This is a genomic window from Tundrisphaera lichenicola (assembly GCF_051175385.1).
GTDB classification, from domain to species: domain Bacteria; phylum Planctomycetota; class Planctomycetia; order Isosphaerales; family Isosphaeraceae; genus Tundrisphaera; species Tundrisphaera lichenicola.
Map to the genome: position 1 here is coordinate 6911739 of NZ_CP195106.1, position 17619 is coordinate 6929357.

At 65.3% G+C, this 17619-nt stretch carries 15 protein-coding genes; 7 read left to right on the forward strand and 8 right to left on the reverse strand.

The window, feature by feature from the left end; genetic code table 11:
- Window positions 1-61: 61 nt before the first annotated feature.
- Window positions 62-1129, reverse strand: a complete 1068-nt coding sequence (locus P12x_RS27455; RefSeq protein WP_435008214.1) for an acyltransferase family protein — start codon at window positions 1127-1129, stop codon at window positions 62-64.
- 723 nt (window positions 1130-1852) lie between these two features.
- Here P12x_RS27455 and P12x_RS27460 point away from each other — a divergent pair.
- From P12x_RS27460 to P12x_RS27475, 4 genes are all read left to right on the forward strand, one after another.
- On the forward strand, window positions 1853-3223 hold the full coding sequence (locus tag P12x_RS27460) for a Gfo/Idh/MocA family oxidoreductase (protein ID WP_435008215.1): 1371 nt from the start codon (window positions 1853-1855) through the stop codon (window positions 3221-3223).
- Window positions 3224-3293: 70 nt separating this feature from the next.
- Window positions 3294-3542 carry a ribbon-helix-helix domain-containing protein gene (locus tag P12x_RS27465; RefSeq protein WP_435008216.1) on the forward strand — a complete coding sequence of 83 codons (249 nt, stop codon included), beginning with the start codon at window positions 3294-3296 and terminating at the stop codon, window positions 3540-3542.
- Complete coding sequence (locus P12x_RS27470) at window positions 3539-3856, forward strand: type II toxin-antitoxin system RelE/ParE family toxin (protein WP_435008217.1); 318 nt, start codon at window positions 3539-3541, stop codon at window positions 3854-3856. The genes P12x_RS27465 and P12x_RS27470 overlap by 4 nt, the downstream gene beginning before the upstream one ends.
- Window positions 3857-3908: 52 nt before the next feature.
- A complete protein-coding gene (locus P12x_RS27475) occupies window positions 3909-4970 on the forward strand; it encodes an HNH endonuclease signature motif containing protein (RefSeq protein WP_435008218.1) in 1062 nt (353 codons plus the stop codon).
- Window positions 4971-4997: 27 nt separating this feature from the next.
- Here the strand turns inward: P12x_RS27475 and P12x_RS27480 are convergent, their stop codons facing one another.
- From P12x_RS27480 to P12x_RS27495, 4 genes are all read right to left on the reverse strand, one after another.
- Window positions 4998-6461: a DUF1501 domain-containing protein gene (locus tag P12x_RS27480; protein WP_435008219.1), complete on the reverse strand. Its 1464-nt coding sequence runs from the start codon at window positions 6459-6461 to the stop codon at window positions 4998-5000.
- 38 nt (window positions 6462-6499) lie between these two features.
- Window positions 6500-6967, reverse strand: coding sequence for a hypothetical protein (locus tag P12x_RS27485; RefSeq protein WP_435008220.1), 468 nt, complete (start codon window positions 6965-6967; stop codon window positions 6500-6502).
- A gap of 22 nt (window positions 6968-6989) precedes the next feature.
- Window positions 6990-10469: a DUF1553 domain-containing protein gene (locus tag P12x_RS27490; protein WP_435008221.1), complete on the reverse strand. Its 3480-nt coding sequence runs from the start codon at window positions 10467-10469 to the stop codon at window positions 6990-6992.
- A 125-nt stretch (window positions 10470-10594) separates the two neighbouring features.
- Window positions 10595-11443 (reverse strand): phytanoyl-CoA dioxygenase family protein, encoded by an 849-nt coding sequence (locus tag P12x_RS27495; RefSeq protein ID WP_435008222.1) that lies wholly within the window; start codon window positions 11441-11443, stop codon window positions 10595-10597.
- Between the two features lie 467 nt (window positions 11444-11910).
- Between P12x_RS27495 and P12x_RS27500 the strand changes: the two genes are divergently transcribed.
- Entirely contained in the window at window positions 11911-12333 is a 423-nt protein-coding gene (locus tag P12x_RS27500; RefSeq protein ID WP_435008223.1) for a hypothetical protein, read from the forward strand.
- Between the two features lie 59 nt (window positions 12334-12392).
- Here the strand turns inward: P12x_RS27500 and P12x_RS27505 are convergent, their stop codons facing one another.
- The 3 genes from P12x_RS27505 to P12x_RS27515 form a co-directional block, all read right to left on the reverse strand.
- Complete coding sequence (locus tag P12x_RS27505) at window positions 12393-12953, reverse strand: peroxiredoxin family protein (RefSeq protein WP_435008224.1); 561 nt, start codon at window positions 12951-12953, stop codon at window positions 12393-12395.
- Window positions 12954-13013: 60 nt separating this feature from the next.
- Window positions 13014-14549, reverse strand: a complete 1536-nt coding sequence (locus P12x_RS27510) for a hypothetical protein (RefSeq protein WP_435008225.1) — start codon at window positions 14547-14549, stop codon at window positions 13014-13016.
- A 61-nt stretch (window positions 14550-14610) separates the two neighbouring features.
- Complete coding sequence (locus P12x_RS27515; RefSeq protein WP_435008227.1) at window positions 14611-16230, reverse strand: hypothetical protein; 1620 nt, start codon at window positions 16228-16230, stop codon at window positions 14611-14613.
- 485 nt (window positions 16231-16715) lie between these two features.
- Between P12x_RS27515 and P12x_RS27520 the strand changes: the two genes are divergently transcribed.
- Together P12x_RS27520 and P12x_RS27525 are read left to right on the forward strand one after the other, a co-directional pair.
- The gene (locus P12x_RS27520; RefSeq protein ID WP_435008229.1) at window positions 16716-17336 is read left to right on the forward strand and encodes a sigma-70 family RNA polymerase sigma factor; all 621 of its coding nucleotides are present in this window, start codon (window positions 16716-16718) and stop codon (window positions 17334-17336) included.
- Complete coding sequence (locus P12x_RS27525; RefSeq protein WP_435008231.1) at window positions 17333-17614, forward strand: zf-HC2 domain-containing protein; 282 nt, start codon at window positions 17333-17335, stop codon at window positions 17612-17614. Before P12x_RS27520 ends, P12x_RS27525 begins: the two co-directional genes overlap by 4 nt.
- The last annotated feature ends 5 nt before the right edge of the window (window positions 17615-17619 follow it).

Below are 17619 nucleotides of genomic sequence, written 5' to 3' on the forward strand. Positions count from 1 at the left end.
CGACTCAGGCCAGGAGGCTATGGCGAGCTGGCGAGGCCGGTGGGCAACATTGCAAGCCCAATTAAGTTACGACTCGAGACGAGGCTGGGACACGTCCCAGGAGACGGCCACCAGCTCCCCCGCAATCCTTCACGGTGGCCCGCGCGGTGAGGCGCTTCCTCAGCCGGTCACCAGGCGTCTCGACGTAGCGGAAGATCACCCAAGACAAAATGTGAATTGCCACGAAGCTCAGCGCAAGCTGGGTCAGGGATGATCGGCCCTTGCCGCCGAGCACCACCGAAGCTACGACGGCCACAGTCCAATGACACAGATAAATCGGATACGACAGGTCGCCGAGCGACTGATCGGCCTTGGCGAGCCAATCTGGGACTTCCCTCGGATTCACATCGCGTAAGAGGATGATCGAGACGGCCGAAGCGACGAGTCCCGTATAGAGACCCCATCGGAAAATTTCATCCGGAGCAATGGAGCGGATGAGCACGATGTGTCCGCCCCAGACAACCGCCGCCGCCAGGATCGCCCAAGGCGACTTCCAGGACGGCAGCGATTGGCGATGGTGTTCGATCAGTACGCCCACGGCGAAGGCGATCGAGGCACCCCATGGTGTCGCATAACGCGTCGAAAAACTTGCCGAACCGACGGTGAGCACAACGCAGACTATCGCGCTGAGGCCCCCCCAAAACCAAGCGACGCCCTTGTAGCGAGCCAGACCGAGTGCCATGAGGGCATAAAATAGGATCTCAATGCGTACCGCACCGAACTGGGGTAGGAGTCCTCCTCTGCGGAACCAGACGGGGATGACGATATGGAACCACTTGATTGCTGATCCGGGCATCTCCGGCTTCAGTGTGAAGGTACGTGCCGCATCCGGGAAGGCCGAGTACACCACGACCGTCAACAAGCAGACCGCGTAATAGGCTGGCAGGAGCCGCAGCGTCCGTGACACCGCGAACGACTTGAGCCCCTGACGGTCGAATCCATATTTTTCGTTCAAAACCAGGGAAATCAAGTAGCCACTCAGGCAGTAGAAACCCCACACCGCATACGCGGCGGGCCCGTCTGGTGTCTTAGCGTAAAGGTGGCTGAAGAGTACGCACAGGGAAAAAACATACCTAAATAAGCCAAACATTTAATTCTCTCTAACACATTAAACAACAACATTAGTTCAAAACAATACCATAAACATTTTTCTCAAAAAATCAACTACTCCAGCCACACTTACACGAATATTCCGGAATCGATCGTAACATTGTGGCCGAATAGCGTCGCGACCGGGCACGAACAATTACCCCGATCACGCGACACAACACAATTCCAAAAAAATACTCATGTCAAAATATCCACGAACAATGGCGTCAGATTCGAGGATTATTACCCGCCGCACGGAATCGAGCATGTGACTTTGGTGAAACAGTCATTCGTTTCATTTTCCGATCATCTCGACTCGACACCCGCACCAGACGAACACCAATCCTCGCAGCCTCACAATTGCCCGGATACATCTCGGTACCGCCCAACTCCGTCCTTCGATCGGGCTCGACCAGCAAAGCGAACGAGTCGGCTTAATCTGGGCAAAAGAAGGATTAATGGCGCCACTTAACTCTTCGCCGTCTGAGAGTCCGTCAACGAATGGTGCTTTAGTTGGGCCAAACGGCCGGGGTCGCTGAGTACATCACACACTGCCAACCGCCGAGATGCCCCCAGCCAGCATGAAGGATCGCCCTCGGTCTCGTTGGCCGGGACGCTGGACTTGGATTCGCCGGAAGTTTAACCTGGGATGAAGGTCGGTCTGACGGCCGCCCCACCCGACGGATGACTCTCCCGAACCCGTTTCCCCGCAGGAGCCGAGCCGATGACCGAGCCGAAGAGTGGCGCCTCACGCCGCGAGTTCCTCAAGACGACCGGCCAGGTGGCCGCGGCCTCGGCCCTGACGGGCGTGGCCATCCCGTCGGTCCATGCCGGCGAGGACAACACGATCCGCGTCGCCCTGATCGGTTGCGGAGGCCGGGGGACCGGCGCCGCCGCCAACGCCCTGTCGGCCAAGGGCGGCCCGCTCAAGCTGGTGGCGATGGCCGACGTCTTCAAGGACCGGCTCGAAGGCAGCTTCGACGCCATCAAGAACGAGCACAGCGACAAGATCGACGTCCCCGAGGACCGCAAGTTCATCGGCTTCGATGGCTACAAGCAGGCCATGGACTGCCTCAAGCCCGGCGACATCGCCATCATGGCCACCCCGCCGGCCTTCCGCTGGGTCCAGTTCAGCTACGCCATCGAGCGCGGGCTGAACGCCTTCATGGAGAAGCCCGTCACCGTCGACGGCCCGACCACCCGGAGGATGCTCGCCCTGGGCGAGAAGGCCGCCGAGAAGAACCTCAAGGTCGGCGTGGGCCTGATGTGCCGCCACTGCGAGGTCCGAGGCGAGCTGTTCAAGCGGATCCAGGACGGCGAGATCGGCGACATCGTCCTGATGAGGGCCTACCGCCAGACCGGCCCGGTCGGATTCACCCCGGTCGAGCCCAAGCCCGACGGCATCAGCGAGCTGATGTACCAGATCAAGCGGTTCCACGGCTTCCTCTGGGCCTCCGGCGGCTGCTACAGCGACTTCCTGATCCACAATATCGACGAATGTTGCTGGATGAAGAACGAGTGGCCCACCAAGGCCTCCGCCTCCGGCGCCCGGACCTACCGCGACAACAGCATCGACCAGAACTTCGACACCTACTCGGTCGAGTACAGCTTCGACGACGGCGCCAAGCTGATGCTCGAAGGCCGGAACATTACCGGCTGCAAGCAGGAGTTCGCCAGCTTCGTCCACGGGACCAAGGGCTCGGCGGTGATCTCGCAGAGCGGCCACACCCCCGCCCGGAGCAGGATCTTCAAGGGGCAGGACATGTCCCGCAAGAACATCGTCTGGCAGGGCCCCAAGGACGAGCTGAACCCCTACCAGCTCGAATGGGACGACCTGGTCGCCGCGATCCGGGAGGATAAGCCCTACAACGAGGTCAAGCGAGGCGCCGAGGCCAGCCTGGTCACCTCGATGGGCCGGATGGCCGCCCACACCGGCCAGACCGTCACCTTCGACGAGATGCTCAACTGCGAGCACGAGTTCGCCCCCGACGTCGACAAGCTCGTCATCGACGGACCCGCCCCCCTGCTGGTCGACGCCGCCACCGGCCACTACCCCTGGCCCCAGCCGGGTATCGTGGTCGACCGCGAGTATTGAGCAATAAAATCGGCCCCGGCGGATCGTCCGCCGGGGCCGCACCTCGCTCAAATCCCCTGGGTGATCCCCGATGAATCTCCGATTACCCGAAGGATGGGAATCCTTCGTCGACTCCCAGATCCGAAGCGGTCGATTCGCGACCGGAGAGGAGGTGATGGGCGAGGCCCTCAAACTCCTCGAAGCCCATATCCGCGACGAAGCGGAGACCCTGGAAGGAATCCGCAAGGGATTGGCCGATGTTGAGGCCGGTCGGACTCAGCCGCTGGCCGAAGCGTTCGCCGAGATTCGACGTGAACTGGGCTTGAAGCCAGGCTCATGACCTATCGAGTAGAACTCGCCCGGACCGCCACGGCCGACATCCGGGAGCAAGCTCGATATCTCCGAGACGAGGTCTCGCCCTCTGCGGCAGAAAAATGGCTTTCGGGCCTCGACAAGGCCTTGGCTACGCTAGCGACTCGTCCCTTCCTGTGCCCACTCGCCGCAGAGAGCGACAAGTTTCCCCGGCCGATTCGGGAGCTCTATCACGGTCGCCGCAAGAGCAATAGGTTCCGCGTCCTCTTCGAGATCACGGAAGAGGGGACGATAAATGTATTGTACGTCCGTCACACCGCACGCGACGAGATCGAACCCTAAATCGGGGGAGTTAGATAGTGATCGACCTTGATCATTTGAAGTGAGGTAGGTCGTGCCAAGAAGCGATAAAGCCAACCTGCCCTGGGTTGAGACCATAGGAGCTAAGATCGCTATAGGTCTTTCCGATCGCTATGCGCGACCTATGATCTACCGCCAATCCGGCCCTTACAATCAAAGCAAAACACCACATGTCGGCATTTATTTTAACGATCCGATTCTTCATTACATCACGCCGGCCAAGCCAGGCCAGAAAGTCGATTTCCGCTTCGGTTTCTACCTTGAGCGATGTTTCTCCTCGGACCGAGAAACCCAGGTCATTCTCGTTGGATTCGACATATTCAACCCGACGCTTAGCCACCGATTCCTGATGCCAAACATCAGGTCGCAGCGAGAGCCGATCGCTGGGAAGTTGATCGCTTGGCTGCGTCGTCATAGAGCGAACGGAGGGTTCGTCCGCTGTGGTATCGGAGACGGGAAAAAACACATAATTTACAGTGAGGACACGCCAGAAATGATGGCCGAGGTCCTCGGAGCTTACAGCAGATCGAGCCGGAAGGATGAGTCGAGTCCCTGGAAGAGGGCTCATTTCTCTGCAATCATCTTGCTTCCCAAATACAATGGTTGGAATGAAGTGGATCTCATCAATGGTTCAAGCGATTTGGCGGATTCAGCTCTGACTTCGTTCAAGCGGCTCGACTTCCTGTATTCGATGCTTTTCCCCCGAGAGCTCGGCCCCTCCAGAGTGAGCAATGGTCAGAATCGAGCATTGAAGTCCAAACAGCCCGATCGACGATGTGCCTGGGACCAGAACCAACATTGCCTTGGAGACGTCGATGCCGCTCACATCATTGCGGACCGAGTGGGTGGCCTTGCTGTCGCCGGCAACTTAATTTGGCTTTGCCAAGCCCATCACAAGCTCCTCGATGTCTACCTGAAGGCAGAGTTGTCGATCGACCGCGAGGCAAGACGGGTCATCGCCTCGGTAAGAAAATCACCTCCAAAGAGAACGCTGGCCAGCGGGCTTCCATTGGCTGCATGGGAATCGATCGAGGACAAGAAATCATGGCACCTGCCCCTAAGTGTAGAGTCTATCAACCACCTCTTCCTCGAATGAACGGATCGGGCGATTGACTCATCGGATTCAAGCCAATATCTCCTTGACCACTTTCCCGCTCACATCGGTCAGACGGTAATCCCGACCCTGGAAGCGGTAGGTCAGCTTCTCGTGGTCGAGGCCCAGGAGGTGGAGGATGGTGGCCTGGAGGTCGTGGACGTGGACCGGGTCCTGGGCGACGGAGAAGGCCATCTCGTCGGAGGCCCCGTGGGTGTAGCCCCCTTTGACTCCCCCCCCGGCCATGACCATCGTGTAGCAGTCGGGGAAGTGATCCCGGCCGAGGATGCCCCCGGTGGAGGTCCGGCCTTCCCGGAATGGGGTCCGGCCGAACTCTCCCCCCCAGACGATCAGGGTGTCTTCCAGGAGGCCCCTCTGCTTCAGGTCCTTGATCAGGGCGGCGGCGGGGCGGTCCATCGTGGCGCACTTCTTGGTCAGGCCGTCGCGGATGTCCTCGTTGGGGCCGGTCCCGTGGAAGTCCCAGCCCCAGTCGAAGAGCTGGACGAACCTCACGCCGTCCTCGACAAGTCGCCGGGCGAGCAGGCAGTTGTTGGCGAAGCTCGACGCCCCCGGCTCGGCCCCGTAGGCTTCGAGGACTTCCTTGGGCTCCTTGCTGATGTCCATCACCTCGGGGACCGACGCCTGCATCCGGTAGGCCAGCTCGTACTGGGCGATCCGGGTGGCGGTCTCGGGGTGGCCGAGTTCCTTGCCCTGGATCTCGTTCAGGTCGCGGAGCGCGTCGAGGCTGGCCCGTCGGAGCGATCGGTCCATCCCGGCGGGGTCCGAGGCGTAGAGGACCGGGTCCCCTTGCGAGCGGCATTGGACGCCCTGGTAGACCGACGGTAGGAATCCGCTGCCGAACGAACTCTTGCCGCCGTTGGGCTGCACGCCGCTGGAGATCAGGACGACGAAGCCCGGGAGATTGGCGTTCTCGGACCCCAGCCCGTAGGTCACCCACGTCCCCATCGACGGCCTTCCCGACCGGGGCGAGCCGGTGTAGAGCAAGAGCTCGGCCGGGGCATGGTTGAACTGGTCGGTGTACATCGAGTTGATCACGCAGAGGTCGTCGGCGACCGTCTGCAAGTGAGGCAGGGCGTCCGACATCCAGACGCCGTTCTTGCCATACCGGGCGAATTTACGGGGGGTCCCCAGGAGCTTGGGGACGCCCGAGGTGAAGGCGAACTGCTTCCCCTTGAGGAACGAGTCGGGGCAGGGCTCGCCGTCGTGCTTGACCAGCTCAGGCTTGTAGTCGAAGAGGTCGAGGTGCGGAGGCGAGCCGGTCAGGTGGAGATAAATCACCCGCTTCGCCTTGGCCGGGAACTGCGGGGGCTTCGGGGCCAGGGGGTTGACCACCGAGGAGGACGCCGAGATGTCGGCCGCCGGGGCATCCTTCGACAGGAGCGACGCCAGCGCGATCGCCCCCAGGCCGCCCTGGCTCTCGCGGAAGAAGTGGCGACGCGTGAGATTCCGGACTCGTTCGATTCGGGGGTTCATCGGTCGTCCTCCTGTCTCGGGGGCCACTCGGCGCAGTTTCACTTCTTTTTCTTGGCCTGATGATAATCCTTCGGGAGGACGCCGTCGCGGGATCGGCGGACCAATTCCGCGAGGGACGGGGCGATCACGACGAAGAATTTGCGGATCTTCGCCTCGTCGTCGCCCCAGACGTCATCGTGGCTGATGTATCCGACGGACCCGACCTGCTTGCGGAGGTCGATCGCCACCGGATCGCCGAGGACGCCGCTGCCGATCGCCAACAGCCCGGCCTTGAGATATCGAGGAGACTCGGCGGCCTCCTTCTGGATCTCCTCCTCCGTGTAGAGGTCGCAGATCTCATGGACGCGAGGCCGGCGCTCCTGCCGATCGGCGACGCACCCGGCGAAGAGCGCGATGATCTCGCCGGGAACCTTCTTCTCGCCGAGCCAGGCCAGGAACTCAGGGCTGGCCTCCGTCGTGGAGCGCCCGGCCGCCTGGAGCAAATCACTCACCGACTCTTCCGCCATCGATCGCTCCGTAGGGCCGGGCTCAGCGGTTCATCAGGGTCTCATCCAGGTTTAACAACACGTTGCCCACGACGGTCCAGGCCGCCAGGTCGGCGAGGTCGGCCCCCTCGGGCGCGGGGCCGAGCGGTTCGGTCGCCATCTTCCGGGCGGCCTCGGCATCCCTGGCGTAGTGGGCCTTCACATCCTCATACAGTCCGACGATCCGGGCCAGCTCCCGATCGCTCGGATCCCGGGAGAGGCAGAGCCGGAACCCCTCGCGAATCCTGGCGGTGGGGTCCGGGCCGCTGGCGATGAGCCTCCGGGCCAGGGCCTGCGCGGCCTCGACGTAGACCGGGTCGTTCAGGGTGACCAGGGCCTGGAGCGGGGTGTTGGTCCGGGTCCTCCGGACGGTGCAGACCTCGCGGTTGGGGGCGTCGAAGGTGGCCATCGACGGATAAGGGTTCGACCTCCGCCAGGTGGTGTAGATCCCCCGGCGATACTTATCGTCCCCGGCGCTGGTCTGCCAGTCGATCTTGCCGCCGAAGGCCGCGGTCAGTCCCGACGACGGCTGGGGCGGGTGGACCGGCGGGCCGTACATCTTCGGGCTGAGCAGCCCGGCGACGGCGAGCGCCTGGTCGCGGACGGTCTCGGCGGGCAGGCGGAACCTCGGCCCCCGGGCGAGCCACTGGTTGGCCGGGTCGAGTTCCAGGGCCTCGGGCGTCACCTTCGACGATTGCCGGTAGGCGGCCGAGGTCACCAGCAGCCGGAGGAACCGCTTGAGGTCCCACTCCCCTTGGACGAGTTCGGTGGCCAGCCAGTCGAGCAACTCGGGATGGGTGGGGGGTTCCCCCTGCGAGCCGAATTCCTCGCTGGTGGGTACCAGCCCCGCGCCGAAGATCGTCTCCCAGTAGCGGTTGGCGACCACCCGGGCGGTCAGGGGGTTGTCGTCATCGACGAGCCAGCGGGCCAGGGCCAGGCGGTCGCGAGGGGCGTCGGAGGGGAGCGGGAAGATGTCCGCGGGCACCCCCTCGGAGACCTCATCGCCGAGGACCATGTAATTCCCCCGGAGCTGGATCTTGGTGGTCCGCCGGGCGTCGCTGGCCAGCTCTCGGAGGATCGGCACCGAGGTCTCGGGCTTCATCCCGGCCAGTTGCTTCTCCAGCTCCATCAGCCGGTCTCGCTGGGGCTTCAGCTCCGGGGCGACCTCGGCCAGGTGGTGGCGTTCGATCTCCTTCCGCTGGGCGTCGGTCCTCTGATCGGGGGGAGTCCGGAGGATCGCGAGGACCGCCGAGGGGGTCCGGGCGAACTCGCCGGCCCGCTCGTCGTTCGAGGTCGAGACCCGGAACTTGCCGAGCGTCCGGCCCGCCTCCTTGGCCTCCTGCTCGATCGCGACGACCAGGGTCGAGCCCTCCTCGACGATCACCGGGGCGTCGGTCACCAGCGTCAAGGCGTGCGGCCGACCGAACGGCCCGTCGACCTTCCATCCCTTCCCCTTGCCCTCGGCGATCACGTCGGCGGCCCCCGGCTCGTCGGCATAGGCGGCGGCGAAGACGATCGGGCGATCGCCGCTGGGGGCGAACTCGGCGGAGAGCTTGGGGGCCTTCTCGATCAACTGCGTCCAGACCGGATTCCGCTTCTCATCCAGCAGGACGATCCGCGCCCCGTCGAGCCTCGACTGGAGGTCGCTATCGGTCCGGTTCCAGATCGCCACGCGGTCGACCGGCCCGTTCGATTTGAGGTCGACCTCCCACCAGGGGTTGTCCATCGAGGCGGTGTGGGTCGTGGATTTGGCCGAGGTGTAGTCGCCGTCGGTGTTGCCGTCGATGGCCAGTTTGGCGGGGCCGTCGAAGTCGGTGCTGGACTGGCTGGCCTCCCCCTTGGGGGCGATGTTCTCGGATTCGCGGAAGACCTGGACCTCGGCGATCGAGAGGAACTTGCCCGAGCCCGGCAATTCGACCCGGACGAACCGCCCGGACGGTCGCGAGTCGGTGGGCGCCCGGAGAGTGGCCCGGAGTTTGGTGACGGTGAACCCCCCGCCCGCGTGCCCCGGCCCCTTCTCGGGGAGCGAGTCGTCCGGGAGCGCCTCCAGCCGGAGGCTCGTCAGGGGGGAGCCTTCCACGGGGAGGGTCAGCGTGGTCACGTCGGTCTTGCCCTTGGGCTCGACCAGGACCGAGCCATCGTCGAGGATCGTGACCTTGGCCCCCTCGCGGGTCGACGCCTCGGACGGCCTGGGGGCCTGCCAGGCCAGGTCGGCGTCGAACGCCTTCTCCCAGCGGGCCTGGCCGGCGGCGGTCTCGGCGGTCGGGGTCCGGAGGATCTGCTCCAGGCCGGCGATCTCGGCCTGGACGGCGGCCTTCTTGCGCTTGAGGTCGTCGGACTCGATCGGGAGCCGGGGGCTCTCGTCGGTCCTGTCGGCGTCCTGGGTGTTGTTGAAGAAGGCGAAGACCCGGAAGAAATCGGCCTGCGAGATCGGGTCGAACTTGTGGTCGTGGCACTGGGCGCAGGCGATGGTCGTGCCCATCCAGACGGCCATCGTGGTGTTGACACGGTCGACGATCGCGGCGTTCCGGAACTCCTCGTCGTTGGTCCCGCCCTCATTGTTGGTCATCGTGTTCCGGTGGAACGCCGTCGCGATCAGTTGATCGACCGAGGGGTCGGGCAGGAGGTCGCCCGCGATCTGCTCCAAGGTCAACTGGTCGAACGGCTTGTTGGCGTTGAACGACCGGATCACGTAGTCGCGATAGGCCCAGATCTCGCGGGCCGGGTCGTCGGCGTACCCGGCCGAGTCGGCGTAGCGGGCCAGATCCAGCCACATCCTCGCCCAGTGCTCGCCGTAGGTCGGCTTGGCCAGGAGACGGTCGACCAGCCGCTCGTAGGCGTCGGGTCGGTTGTCGAGGGCGAAGTCATTCACCTCCTCGACCGTCGGCGGGAGGCCGGTCAGGTCGAGCGAGAGCCGGCGGATCAGGATGTTCCGGTCGGCCTCGGGCGAGGGGGCCAGCCCTTCCTTCTCCATCCGGGCCAGCAGGAAGCGGTCGATCGGACTCCTCGGCCAGGTGGGGTGCTTGACCTCGGGCAACTCGGGCCGGACGGGCTTGAGATAGGCCCAGTGCCGGGCGTAGGGGGCCCCTTGCCGGACCCAGGCGGTCAGGGTCTCGATCTCGGCCTTCTCCAGCTTCGAGGCGTGCCCGGGCGGGGGCATGACCTCGGTCGGGTCGTCGGACGAGACCCGGATGATCAACTCGCTCTCGTCGGGGTTCCCCTTGACGATGGCCTGATATCCGCCGAGGTCGGCGAAGGCCCCTTGCTCGGTATCCAGCCGGAATGGCTTCGAAGAGCCTTTCCGCTTGGCGGCGTCGGGGCCGTGGCAGGCATAGCAGCGGTTCGAGAGGATCGGGCGGATCTCCCGGTTGAAGTCGATCGTCCGCGCGGGCGGCTGATCGGCCCGGATCGGGGCGGCAATCAGCGCGAGCGAAACGGCGACCAACCGGGCGACCTCCCGAGCGATCGGGCGTCGACGAGACACGAGGGGTGTGTTCGGCATGGCGTGCGACCGGGATTCGGGGTGAAGATCGGAACCGTCGGGTATCCAGGGGCGGGCCGAGGCTCGGGGATGATTAACCTTGATTCTACCGGAAAGCGGGGACCAGGTCAGGCTTTTTCTTCCCCGGCCAGCGATTGACTGCTCCGGTCCCGATTGGGATCGAGCCAGGCCAGCCCCTCGGAGTCGGCGAATCGTCGGGCCCCGACCTCGCGGATCGCCGAGTCCTCCACCTTGTCCAGCGGGGTGTAGCGGGGGTGGTGCGAATCCTTGTAGGGGTCATTTCGGTGGGCGTTGTAGCAGCAGATCATGCTCCATCGAGGGTCGGGGGAGGCGTTCCGATCGGACCGGTGGAGCAGGTTCGAGTGGAAGAACAGCGCATCGCCCGGATTCATCTCGACATGGACCAGCGGGAGCCGCTTCAAAACCTCGCCGACCCGCTCCAGATCGGCCCCGGCCTGCTCGCCGGTCAGGACATGTTCGATCCGCCCGAGCTTGTGCGAGCCCTCGATCACCTGGAGGCACCCATTGGCCCGGGTGCAGGGATCGACCGCGATGAACACGCTCACCAGGTCCGGGAACAAAACTCCATTCTGATACCAGTACCCGTAATCCTGGTGCCAGGCCCAGGCCCCGCCCACCTTGGGGTCTTTCATGATCATCTTCGAGTGATAGTGGTAGACCTCGTCGTCGAGCAGTTGCTCGGCCGAGTCCACCACCCGACGGCAGCGGGCGAACATCCCGTAGATCCCGTCCCCCGGGTGGTTCCAGAGCGAGAGCCGGACCCGCCCCCCCTCGCCATCGGCCCGCCCGAACGAGTGAGCGTCCAGGGCCCGGTCCTCCCGGCTGGCCCGGAGCAACAGGCCGATCTCCTCGGCGTCGAAAAGGCTCGGGACCAGGAGCGAGCCGGCGCGTTCGTACCGCGCGATCTGGTCGGGCGTCAGCGGTCCCGGTCGCATGCGGACCTCCGGAGGATGGGGCAGGGGAGGGGGATCGATCGCCTCCGATCGAGTCCCATCCCGCCATCATACCAGAGCCCGATGGCCCGCTCACGAGGGTGCGGCGACCAAACCGAATGGGATCTGCCCAGGGATCCTGGTGGTTGTGCGGGCGGAGCAAGCTCCGCCTGAGCAAAGCGTGAGCAAGCTCCCGCACTCCAAAGCCTCCGGCGGCTCGTCCAGCTCGATACTCCCCCTCAGCGGCGAAGCCGCCCTGGAGTGCGGGAGCTTGCTTACGCTTTCGGACCCGGAGCTTGCTCCGGGGGCCGACGACAGCCGATCCCCGCAACGACTCCCAGCCTCCCTGGGTACAGCCGCACCATCGAATGCGGATCGAGGTAGTTTCACCACGAAGACTTTCGGTCTATCGTAGATCGAGCCGGGGGGATGATCCGCCCGAGGACGGGCATTCAAGAAAGAGGACGTCGATGACCGAGGACGCGGAACATCTCCGACTGCTCTCGATCTTCCATTATGTCGTGGGGGGACTGACCGCGCTGTTCGCGAGCTTCCCCATCATCCACGTCGCCATCGGGATCGCGATCGTCACCGGCTCCTTCAACGATCCGAAGAATGGGTCGGCCCCTCCTTCGGCGTTTGGGTGGTTTTTCATCGTCATCGGGGCCCTGTTCATCGTGCTCGGTTGGGCCTACGCGATCGGCATGTTTGTCGCGGGGCGAAACCTCCGGCAGAGGCGGGGCTATCTGTACTGCCTGGTGATGGCGGGGCTCTCTTGCGCGAACTTCCCCTTCGGCACTTGCCTCGGGGTGTTCACCCTGATCGTCCTCCTGCGACCCTCGGTAAAGCCGCTCTTCGAGAAGGGGGCGGGGACGGTGTCGGACTTCGCCTGATCCCGGGGCGAGCCGCCACGCCGCCGATGGGCTCGGGGCGGGCGGCCTTGCCCCGTGACTCAGCGGACGCCCAGCGTCTTGATCACGTCGGTAACCCGGGCGCGGTCGCCGTGCGATCGGCTCGTCTTGGCGAAGGCGACCTTGCCCTTCGAGTCGATCACGAACGTCGAAGGATAGGCGGTCTCGCCGGGAGCCTCCCAGCGGAGCCCGTAGCTATTGGTAAAGGTATAGTCGGGGTCGATCACGAAGTGGAAATTGTCGGGCAAGGATTTACCTCGCGCGAAATCCTCGGCGTGCTCCTTGAGGCTGGCCGATGGGCCGGGATAAACCAGGACCACCCGGGCCTTGGCGGCGGTCAGTTCCTTCGACTTGCCGACCAGTTCGGCCACCTGCTTCGTGCAGATCGGGCACTGATAGCCGGGCCAGCCCCGGAGGACGACCAGGACCACCGGCCCCTGATCGGTAAGCTGGGAGAGTTGAACCGACTCGCCCGCGGGGGTCTGGAGCGTGAAGTCGGTCGGGACCTGGCCCACTCGGGGAGTCCCGGCGATCGCCGACGCCGCAGGCATCAGGCCCAGGGCCAATCCGAAGGACGCAATCATCTTGGTCAACGCATTCATCTTCAAATCTCCAACTCGGTCAATCATCGTTCAAAGGGTCGAAACAAAGGGGTGGCGTGATCATTGAAATCCGCCGAGCCCGCCGCCTCCGCCTCCTAGACCGCCCCCGCCGAAACCTCCACCGCCTCCGCCTCCCAGTCCGCCGCCGCCCCCGCCTCCGCCGATCCCACCGCCACCGCCGCCGCCCGCCCCGAGGAGCGAGAGCGGGATGATCGCGAGGTCGGCGACCTGATAGACGCGGATCTCGGTCGGCTGGTCTTCCGAGGAGGTGGAGGTGATCGTCAGCAGGCTATCCTTGACGGTATAGGTCAGGCCCAGCTGCTTGAGCATCAGCCGGAGGGTGGTCCGCAGGGGGATCCCTTCCAGGTTGATCGAGACCGTCGAGGCCATCGTCTTGTCGGCGTCCTGCAGGCCCTGGGGATCGACGTAGATGGGGATCCCGGTGGGCAGGCCGGCGGCCTCGTCCTGGGTGGACTGCTCGATGTACTTCTTGACGTCTTCCAGCGGGGTGTCGTTGGGGAAGCTCATCGAGATCCGCTCGTTCAGCTTCGAGAGGATCGCCTTGGTCTTCTCGTCGCGGTCGAAGAGGTAGTCGGCGTCGCCGTATCGGGCGATCCGGCGCTCGGAGAGGGCCTGCCAGGCGGCCCGCTCGGGGTACTCGATGACTCGGGTGTCGGGGAAGGGCACGATCGCCCGCTCGACGTCGGCCAGGCTGAGCATGAACCGGTACTCCTTGAGCCGGTCATACTGGATCGACTGGGTGTAGAACCCGACCGAGTCGGCGACGAACATGCCGGCCCAGGGGGCCAGGTCCTGCGGGTTGAGGGCCCGGGCGGCCTGGGCCCGGAAGCGGGCGTCGACGAACGGCTGACGGGTCACGTCGATGTCGGCCAGGCCGCCGCTGGCCAGGACCCGGAAGGCCCCCTCGGCCATCAGGCTGTCGAACTCGGCCATCAGGGTGTTGGTGGTGTCCTGATTCTTGACCAGCCGCTCCACGGCGGTGCTGCGGGCGGCCTGGGCGGCGAAGATCCGATATTGCTCGGCCTTCTCCAGGGTGATCCGCTCCTCAAGCTTCTCGGTGGCCCCGATGGCGTTGCGGACCTCGTTCTCGAGGCGCCGGCGGGTGTCATCGTTCAGGTTGTCGGCCGACTGCACGACGATCAGGGCGTCGCGGAGCGTGGCCAACGCGGCCTCGGGATTCCGGGAGTTGGTCTGGGACCGGGCCGTCTGGAGCCGCTGGCGGACGTCGGTGACGAACGCCTGACGCGCCACGTCGGCGACCTGGGCCTGACGCTCCAGCGCCGACGGCTCGGATCCGTCGGGGTCATCTCTCGGAGAGTCTTCCTGAGATGCCAGTGCCAGTCGTCCGAACGCGGCGCGGGCCTGATCGTTGGCAGGGTCGAGCCTCAGCGCGGTCTGGTAGAACCGCCGGGCCTGCTCGGGCTGGCCCTGTGCTTCGGCCTGTTCGCCGAGGCCGACGAGTTGCAGGGTCAGGGGTGGTGGGGCATCGTCGGCCAGGCTCGGGAGGACCGGCGGCGCGACCCCGATCAGCAGGAGGAGGAGAAGCCTCCAGGGACCACGATCTAGTTTTTTCATGGCTGATTATCCTGATGTCATCGAATGATGTTCGAGTCGAGCCGCTTCGTCGCCGATCGCTTCAGAGCCCGCCGAGATCGGCCGCCGTGGCGTGGAGCCCCGACCGGAGGCCGAGCGTCTTGACCAGCTTCGGGCTGACGTTGACGATCGAGGCCCGGCGAGGGGACAGGGCCAGCCCGCGGAGCACCGGGACGTCGTCGAGCTCCGGCTTCGAGCCGGCGACGGCCAGGCCGTGGAGGATCAGCGGCGAGCCGTTGACGATCCTGAGCCGGTCGGGCACGTTCTGCCCATTGGCGTGACGCCCCATGATCAGCTCGACCCGGACCAGGCGGCCCAGGACGCCCTCGGCGATGGCCTCGGCCAGCCCTTCGGTCTGTCCATCGAACTCGGTCATGGTGAATTTTCCGGCGGGATTCCAGCGCCCCGTCGATGCGTCGGACGTCTGGATCGAGACGTGGACTCTCGACTCCTCGATCGCCACCTGGATGGCCAGCGAGGGGCCCTCGGGCCGATCGGGCACCGGTCCAGGCCGAGCAGTCAGGCCGAGCATCGGCCGGGAATTGAGGACGTGCCGAAGGTCGAGGACCAGCGGGGTCCGGGCCTCGTCGCGGGCGATCACCCGCCATTGGATCGACCCGAGCCGATCGGCCCCGGCCCCGTTATCGCCCCGCTCGATCCGATCGGCGAATCGGCGGGCCAGCGCCAGCTCATCGGCATTGGCCCAATCCTTCGACCGATCGGCGATCGTCTCCCAGTCGAGCCCGACCCCGAGGCGAGACATGGCAAGCTGGCCAACCGGCTGGGGAACGTCCTGTTCGAGAAGCTGTCGGAGCGCCGATCGAAGGCGAACATCGGGGGTCAGGGCGTCGATGTCGCCCAAGGTTAGGTTTTCCCCCTCCGCGGGCATCCGGGACGTCTCGCCGAGGTCGGGGGCCAGGCGGACGAGACGCGTCGACATCCGCCGGGTCTGGTTCGGTTCGAGCGTCGTGTAGAGGACACCGGATGGGGCAACGGATCGGAAGCCTCCACCGCCGCCCCCGCCGAAACCGCCTCCACCGATCCCACCGCCGCCGAACCCGCCTCCACCGCCGCCGAGCCCGCCACCGCCGAAACCGCTTAGCCCGGCCTGGAGCGAGGTGACATCCCAGCTCTCGGTCGGCTCGACCAGCCTCATGATCAGCCGGCCCAACATCATCATTCCCTGGGTCGGGGGTAAGGTCAGGATCTGGTTTCCGCCGCCGCCACCGCCTCCAATCCCGCCGCCACCACCGCCGATCCCGCCGCCACCACCACCGATCCCGCCACCACCCCCGAATCCACCTCCACCCCCTCCAATTCCGCCTCCACCGCCGCCGAATCCTCCACCGCCCCCGCCGAACCCGCCCCCGCCGCCGAACTGGCCGGACGCCCCGACGGCGACCAGGCCCGGAGGCAGGACGACCCGGAGTCGATTTGCGGTCCGGTTGGTGAGGGAGACCGCCATCCGGCCATCGCCGAGGCCCTCGGCCCCGACGGCAAGCTGGCCTCCCCGGGCCCCGTCGGTCAGGGTGACGACCGCCGGCTCATCCTCGATTCGAGGGTTAGCGGGCCCCGAGGCGACGACCACTCCCGCCATCGAGGGGGCGAGCAATGCACCGCGGACGATCAATCGAGTCAACAGTTGATGATTCGGAGCGCGCATGAAGGGGCATCTCCCGTGAAATGGGTTCCATTCGATCCAATTGGTACGCGGGCTCGCCAACGACCGGAGATCGGTCGGCGCGTCCGTCATTCAGGGTCCACAGCCGGCCCCGGGCGACCGGCAAACGGTCCCCCCGAATGGGCCGGTACAAAGAGGTCCTGGGCTCGTCGCCACCCGACCTGGTTCTCGATTGTCGAGGGCTAGACGCCCGATGTCCTCGCGATATTCAGGCGGGATTTCCCGGAGATTTCCCGAGCTTCCGACGACCGAGAAGCAGGCGCGGACGATCGCCTTGCGAGGGATTCCACCTCGCTCGGGGCGCCGATCGGCCCGGACTTCTGCAACTCTCGAATAATTCGTCGCCCATACCCGTCGCCCCTGACGGGAAATCGTTCGAAACCCGCGCGGGCCTTGATCGAGACCCTAGAGTGGGGTGACGGCAGGCCGAGGGATGTGGCTCGATTCCTGGCAGATCGGTGATCGTCATGAAAGAATCCGAAGTTCGCTCGCCACTCTCGCCCGAAGGCGATCTTCCGGCCCTGGACCCCGAGGAATGGGTCGACCGCCATGGCGATGCCCTCTATCGGTTCGCGATGCTCCGGCTCCGCGATGCCGAGGCCGCCTCGGAGGTCGTCCAGGAAACGTTCCTCCACGCCTTCCGGGCGCGGGCGTCTTACAGCGGGCGGGCCTCGGAGCGGACCTGGCTGGTGGCCATCCTCCGGAACAAGGTCGCCGACCATTACCGGAGATCGGGCCGCGAGACTTCGACCGGGTCGGACGAACCGGGCCTCGACCCATTCTTCGACGACCGGGGACGCTGGCGAGCGATGCCGTCTCGATGGGGCGGCAACCCGTCCGAGGACCTGGAACGGGAAGAGTTCTGGGCTTCGTTCGGCGGCTGCGTCTCGAAGCTCCCCGCGAACATCGCCGACGCCTTCCTGCTCCGCGAGGTCGAGGATCTCGGCACGGAGTCCGTGTGCGAGGTCTTGCAGATCACCCCGGTGAATCTCCACACGCGGCTCTACCGGGCCCGGATGTTCCTCCGGGAATGCCTGGAGCGGAACTGGTTCGGCGCGACCGGGTCGAGGAAGCGAGGTCGGGAATGAAGGCCCAACTCCTCGACCTCATCCGCCGGGCCAATCCCTCGTGCCGGTCGGCCATGAGTACGGTCTCGGAGTCGCTCGATCGCCCGCTCTCGCGGTTCGAGCGACTGGCGATCGCCGCGCACATGGGGCACTGCCCGGCCTGTTCGCGGGCCAGGAGGCAGTTCGCCCTCCTGGTCGACGGGCTCCGGAGGGTGTCCGGACCCCGGGAGAATCGCCCGCTCCCCGGCCTGCCGCCCGAGGCCCGCGAGCGAATCAAGCGGGCGCTCCGGGAGTGTTGATGATC